4 protein-coding genes and 3 pseudogenes are annotated in these 6,466 nt (G+C 63.7%); 4 read left to right on the top strand and 3 right to left on the bottom strand.

All coding sequences use genetic code 11. From position 1 onward, the window contains the following. Positions 1–731: pseudogene (locus BN2503_RS18400) on the bottom strand (IS91-like element ISCR8/ISPps1 family transposase); the annotation flags it as partial. Positions 732–839: 108 nt separating this feature from the next. Continuing rightward, positions 840–1,046, bottom strand: a pseudogene (locus tag BN2503_RS21130) (oxidoreductase dimerization domain-containing protein); the annotation flags it as partial. Between BN2503_RS21130 and BN2503_RS18410 the strand changes: the two are divergent. Both BN2503_RS18410 and BN2503_RS18415 read left to right on the top strand, forming a co-directional pair. Further along, a pseudogene (locus BN2503_RS18410) lies at positions 1,003–2,079 on the top strand (acetyl-CoA C-acyltransferase); the annotation flags it as partial. The pseudogenes BN2503_RS21130 and BN2503_RS18410 sit on opposite strands and share 44 nt — an antisense overlap. A gap of 142 nt (positions 2,080–2,221) precedes the next feature. Beyond that, positions 2,222–3,079 carry an alpha/beta hydrolase family protein gene (locus BN2503_RS18415; protein WP_054258057.1) on the top strand — a complete coding sequence of 286 codons (858 nt, stop codon included), beginning with the start codon at positions 2,222–2,224 and terminating at the stop codon, positions 3,077–3,079. Here BN2503_RS18415 and BN2503_RS18420 read toward each other — a convergent pair whose 3' ends face one another. Continuing rightward, the gene (locus BN2503_RS18420) at positions 3,080–4,762 is read right to left on the bottom strand and encodes an FAD-binding oxidoreductase (RefSeq protein ID WP_054258058.1); all 1,683 of its coding nucleotides are present in this window, start codon (positions 4,760–4,762) and stop codon (positions 3,080–3,082) included. 135 nt (positions 4,763–4,897) lie between these two features. On the opposite strand from BN2503_RS18420, the gene BN2503_RS18425 reads away from it, so the two are divergent. Both BN2503_RS18425 and BN2503_RS20340 read left to right on the top strand, forming a co-directional pair. Beyond that, complete coding sequence (locus BN2503_RS18425; RefSeq protein ID WP_074930496.1) at positions 4,898–5,923, top strand: helix-turn-helix domain-containing protein; 1,026 nt, start codon at positions 4,898–4,900, stop codon at positions 5,921–5,923. Positions 5,924–6,062: 139 nt separating this feature from the next. Then, positions 6,063–6,317, top strand: a complete 255-nt coding sequence (locus BN2503_RS20340) for a hypothetical protein (RefSeq protein ID WP_054258059.1) — start codon at positions 6,063–6,065, stop codon at positions 6,315–6,317. Positions 6,318–6,466: the final 149 nt, after the last annotated feature.

Genomic DNA, 6,466 nt, shown 5'->3' on the forward strand with positions numbered 1-6,466 from the left:
CGTTTTTGCAGTGTGGTCTGCACTGGGGCCACGGTAGCCGCATCGATGCCGGTGGCCGCGTGAAAGATGACACCCGGCGATGAGATTCGAGGGGTCGCATCAGCATCGCCCTCGCCCTCCACTTCCTCAAACACCCCGTCCACCACACAAACGTGGAAGTGGACGTGTTCATTGAGGCTGGAGCCGAATCGGTGAATGAAGGCGATGGCACCGATGTGCAGGCCTGCCTTGTCCATATGGGCCGCACCGGGGCTGTGGGTCTGCAGAGTTTGTGCGATCACCCGCAGAAAGATGCGCAGCACCATGCTCAGCACCGCTCCGTCGCGTTGCATGAAGTACCGCAACCTCTTGGGCACGGAGAGCACCCACTGGCGCACCGGCAGGCGGGGGAATACGTGATCGTTCAGGTGCGCTGCTGTCTCCACCATGCGCCGGGTGGTGCACGAGGGGCAGACTCCCCGGCCTTTGCAGGAGAAGGCTACAAAGTAGTCGTGCCCACAGTCGCCGCAGCGAGCGCGGGCAAAGCCATGGGCAAAGATGCCGCACTCAAGATACTTGGCAAACGCTTTGCGCACGAAGGGCTTGGGGGTGTGGTGGTCGCCCTGGCCGTCGAACTGACCCGCGCTGGCCAACTCTAGCCAGGTCTCGTAGTGCTCGGCTACCGTTTGGTAGAGCAGCGTGCGTTCGGGGTGGCGTGGGTTGTAGAGCTTGGGCTTGGAAGTGGCTGACATGAATACTGTACAAATGCACAGTATTCTGCGGCGATTGTTTGGGTACGCAAAGCACAAGGCCCGAACCGTCGCCAGTTCGGGCCTTGGCAGGGTAGCTTGGCTGCGGACTTACTTGCGCGCAGGCGGCACATCCGTGCAGCTGCCATGCGCCACTTCCGCCGCCATGCCAATGGATTCGCCAAGGGTTGGATGCGGGTGGATGGTCTTGCCGATGTCGACAGCGTCCGCACCCATCTCGATGGCCAGGGCGATCTCGCCAATCATGTCGCCTGCGTGGGTGCCCACCATGCCGCCGCCCAGGATCTGCGCGATGCCCGAAGGCGAACAAGGCATGAACGTGGCCAAGGTCGCCGCGCTGCTGTCTGGCCTGCCCAAGACCGTGGCCGGTGCCACCGTGAACCGCTTCTGCGCGGCTGGTATCACTGCCGTGTCGATCGCTGCTGACCGCATCCGTGTGGGCGAAGCCGAAGTCATGATCGCCGGTGGCGTGGAATCGATGTCCATGGTTCCCATGGGCGGCTCCAAGCCTTCGTTCAACCCTGCTGTGGTGAACCTCGACGAAAACGTCGGCATCGCCTACGGCATGGGCATGACCGCCGAGAAGGTGGCCGAACAGTGGAAGGTGACCCGCGAAGAGCAGGACGCTTTCGCCACTGAGTCGCACCGCCGCGCCATCGCTGCGCAGCAAGCTGGCTTCTTCGACGCTGAAACCACGCCGATCGACATCGAAGTGCGTACACCCAACCTGGAAACAGGCGAAGTGACGATCACCAAGAAGACCATCAGCCGTGACGAAGGCGCTCGTCCTGACACTTCGGTGGAGGGTCTGGCCAAGCTGCGTCCCGTGTTCGCTGCCAAGGGTTCGGTCACGGCCGGTAACTCGTCGCAGACGTCCGACGGCGCTGGCTGCCTGATCCTGGCTTCCAAGGAAGCTTGCGAGAAGTACGGTCTGAAGCCTCTGGCCAAGTTCGTGGCTTTCGCCGTCAAGGGCGTGCCACCCGAAATCATGGGTATCGGCCCGATCGAAGCCATCCCCAAGGCTTTGGAATACGCCGGCCTGAAGGCTTCGGACATGGACTGGGTTGAGCTGAACGAAGCGTTCGCTGCACAGTCTCTGGCTGTGCTGAAGGACCTGGACAGCAAGGGCCACGTGCTGGACCGCGCCAAGGTGAACCCGATGGGCGGCGCGATCGCCCTGGGCCACCCCCTGGGTGCGACCGGTGCCATCCGCGCTGCGACCGTGGTGCACGGTCTGCGTCGCACTGGCGGCAAGTACGGCATGGTGACGATGTGTATCGGTACCGGCCAAGGTGCTGCTGGCATCTTCGAGCGCGTCGACAGCCTGTGATGATGGCTTTCAGGCATGCTGTTGATCGGGCGCTTGTTGAGGTCTGATTGATGGCTGCTTGAACTGCAAGAGCCCGCAATGGAGAGATCCTTGCGGGCTTTTTTGTGGGTGATTTTTCTACCTTGCTTCTGTTGGAAGTTTCATGGAAGCCCTGCATATCCTTACCGACGATGGCCACATGCTGGCTGGTCGTTGTTTCAGACCACATGGTGGCGTCCATGTGCGCCGCGCCGTCATCATCGCCTGCGCACTGGGCGTGCCTCAGACCTTCTATGAACGCTACGCCAGCTGGCTGGTGCAGCACGGCTGCGTCGTCTATACCTTTGACTGGCGCGGCATGGCGCAGTCAGCGCCGCCAAGCCTGGTCGGCTACAAGGCCAGGCTGGTGGACTGGGCGCGTCACGATGCGCCTGCCGTGATGGAACTGGTGGCACAGCGCCACCCTGGTTTGCCCATCACCTGGTTCGGCCACAGCATGGGCGGCATCCTGTTCGGGATGATGCCGCAGCACCCGCGCATCGACCGTGTGGCCACGCTGGGCAGTGGCAGCGGCTATCGCGAGCATGTGGCGCGACCCCTGCGCTATGTGATGGGTGTTTTCTGGCATGTGATCGTGCCTTTGAGCGTGGCGCGGCATGGCTACTTTGCCGGCCGCCGCATCCGCACGGTGGACGATTTGCCTCGTGGCGTGGTGGCGCAATGGAAGCGCTGGTGCAGCCATCCGGACTTTGTCGTCAGCGAAGGCGAAGCCGTGCGGCAGGCTTATGCCAGCGTGAAGCTGCCCATCACGGCCGTGGTTTTCACGGATGACACGATGGCCAGTCCACGTGGCGTGAAGGCCATGCACAGCCACTACACCGGCACGCAGGTAGATCTCAAGGTCTTGCGGCCCGAGCAGCACGGTTTGCGCGCTGTCGGGCACTTCCAATTCTTCCATCCCAAGACCGGCTCAAAAGGATGGAGCATGAGCCTGCCCTGGTTGGGGCTGGCCTGCGCCTGATCAGGTTCTGCCCAATGCGCCGGTGATGCCGACCTGGCGATCCCGTGGATCGATCAGCACGCCCGGGTTGAGGATGCCTTGCGGGTCCACCGTGGCCTTGGCTGCTTGCAGCATCTGGCGGTAAAGGGGCGGTGTTTCCTGCTCATAACCTGGGCGATGGTCGCGCCCCACAGCGTGGTGGTGGGTGATGGTGCCGCCATGCTTGATCACGGCCTCGTTGGCGGCTTGCTTGATCTCGCGCCAGGCGGCCAGAGCGGATGCCACATCGCCCTGCGCACTGCCCAGCGCGGCGATGGTGAAGTAGGGCGCAGGGCCATCCGGGTAGATGTGCGTGAAGCGGCAGGATACAAAGGCCGGGTGACCGGTGGCTTGCTGCACGGCCTGGGCCACGTCTTTGCGCACACCTTTGTAGAAGGCCTCGAAGCGGTCCCAGGTGGTGGCGGTCTCGAAGGTGTCCATGATGAGACCATTGCCCACGGCAGGGTCACGCCAGTAGGGCATGCGCAGGAAGGCCTGTCGCCACGCGCCGGCTGTGCCGCTGCGGTGCTCTTCGCCTCCGTCATCGCGCATCGAGCGCTCAACCGATTCGGCGTCATAGCTGCCACCGTGATCGCGGACCACTTCCAGGGCTCTTCTCATCCATTCGTTCATCGGGTGATCGGCTGATTCGAAGCCCAGCACCATCACGGCGGCGCTGCCATCGCCCACGCCTGAGAACACGGTTTCCATCGGGTCCAGCAGGCGGCAGTTGCTCGGGTACAGGCCCGATTGCGCCAGGGCCCGTACGCATTGCACGCCTTGTTTGTAGTCGGTGAAGCGCACGGAGGCGTTGGCGCGGTAGCGAGGACGCTCCTGCAGGCGCATCCAGGCCTCGGTGACCACGCCCAGCGTACCCTCCGAGCCCAGCACCATCCGATCCTGCGATGGGCCCGCGCCCGATGCGGGCAGGCGGCGAGAGGCGCACACCCCTGATGGCGTGACCATGCGGGTGCTTTCGACCAGATCATCGATGTGGGTCATGAGCGTGGCGTAGTGGCCGCCTGCACGGGTCACGATCCAGCCGCCCAGGGTCGAGAACTCGAAGCTCTGCGGGTAGTGGCGCAAGGTGTAGCCATGCGGCTTGAGTTGCGCTTCCAGCTCCGGGCCCAGCGCGCCGGCCTGGATGCGGGCGGCGCGGCTGGTGGGGTCCACCTCCAGTACGCGGTTAAGGCGCTCCATGTCCAGCGACACGGCCGCTGCATAACTGCTGCCCACAGCGGCTTCCACGCCGCCGCACACGCTGGAGCCACCGCCATAAGGGATCACGGCCACGTTGTGGCGCGAGGCCCAATCCAGGATGTCGATCACGGCCTGCTCGTCATCGGGGTAGGCCACCCAGTCTGGTACATGGGGCACCTGGCGCAGCCACATGCGGGCCAGATCGGCGTAGCTCTTGCCCAAGGCGTGATTGAGCCGGTCCAGCGGGGTATCCGAGAACATGGCCGCCAGGGCTGCAGGAGGGGCGATGCGTGGCGCAGGCAGCGTGAAGTCACTGACCTGGGGCTCAGTGCGATCCGTGATCTGCCCACCCAGCATTTGCACCATCATCCCGATGCGGGCCGATTCTTCTTGCGTGAGGTGTTCGCAGGCGACACCCCAACCCCAGAAGCGGCGAAGCGGGCGGCGAGAGAGCGTGGCGTTCATCGGGAGGGTCCTTTCCTGGTCAGGCCTGATCTTGTTTTGTCTGCTCGGTGATGGCAACTGTAGGCAGGCGAGCGCCTTCTCGATAGTTAATCTGCGCCATCTTTTCGATAATTTGTGACAATGCGGACCACTGCCATGTCAGGCAGCGGAGTGCGTGTCGTGAATGGTTTGATGAGGGTGACGGGCGCCTGGACCGGCTTGCTGACGGATTGGCTGGATCGCGAGGGCTTGACGGCACCCAGGCTGCGTGCCCAATTGGCTCGCTTCGCGCCCGACGACGTGGTGCCCCTGCCGGCATGGCGTGAGGCCCTGGCTCAGGCTGCGGCATTACGGCCAGGGGTGCCGGCACTGGGCTTGCAGATCGGGGCCGGCGTGCAACCGCGTCACCTGGGCGTGTTGGGCTATCTGGTGGCGGCATCAGACAACCTGGGCGAGGCCATGCGCGTCTATCTGTCGTATGAGCGCCTGTTTTATGGCGCCAACCTCGCTCAGGTGAGTTGGCATGGAGACGAGGTTGACATCGCCTGGCCACCGGCCGAACAGGGGCCCATGTTCAACGAGGTGTCCATCGGGGCGCTGGTGACCTTCATGAGTCGGCAGGTAGACGATCCGCCCAGGCCTTTGCGGATCAGTTTTGTGCACGAGGCCGACTCGGAACTGCGTGCGCGCTACGAGGCCTTCTTCCAGTGCCCTGTGGTGTTTGGTGATACCCACACGCGAGTGCGGATCCCGGTGTCCTACATGCAGATCCCCATGCGGCACCCTGAGCCCGGTTTGCGTGCGCTGCTGGATGGGCAGGCTGAAGCCCTGTTGCGCGCCTTGCCCGAGCCGGGTGATTTTGACCAGGCCGTGCAGCGCCTGTTGTTGCGGGTGTTGCCGGAGGGTGGGGTGTCGGTGCACCGGCTGGCGAAGATGATGAACCAGTCGGAGCGAACTTTGCAGCGCCGACTGGGTGACCAAGGCCTGACCTGGCAGATGTTGCTGGATCGCACGCGAGAACAGCTTGCCAGGCAGTACCTGCGTGATCCGGCGCTGTCGGTCTGCGAAGTGGCCATGATGCTGGGCTACAGCGACCAGAGCGCCTTCACCAAGGCCTTCAAGCGCTGGACGGCCGATACGCCTCAGGCCTGGCGCATGCGCGGGGCACGCGGATCGGTGTAAGTCCTCCCCCTGATCGGGCTATGACGTTTGCACCGATGTGGCGCGTTAACCGAGTCGCCAGAATGTGGGGCAAATCAATTGGAAGAGACGCCCTGTTCTGCCTTGCCCAGGCGCTGGCGTGTCCACCCTGGAGACTGTCATGCCCCGCCAGATCGTGCACGGCGCCTTGAGCGTCCTGACCCTTGTTGTTGCCTCGTCGGCCTGGGCGGCGCCTGCGCCATGGGTGCCCAACACCACCGGCAACGTCGGCCCCGCACCCACCACCTTCAACAAGTGGGAGGCCATCGAGGCCCCGGCTGCATCCGGCGCCAGCTGCGGCAACGGTTCACCCTATCGCTTCTTCGTCAACCGCACCACCACGACGGATAGGAAATTCAACCGCATGAACGGATAGGAAATTCAACCGCATGAGGCCAAGTATGGCACGAGTTTTGGGCCTCGAAACACGTTCGGCCAAGGAAGGTTGAGCGCTCGCTTGCCGCTCAATGGCAAGAGCTTGGGAGGCAGTATGCATTTGGGCCTGGCGCGCGCGCAGCTGCTTCC

Source organism: Paenacidovorax caeni, from assembly GCF_001298675.1.
Lineage (GTDB): Bacteria > Pseudomonadota > Gammaproteobacteria > Burkholderiales > Burkholderiaceae_C > Paenacidovorax > Paenacidovorax caeni.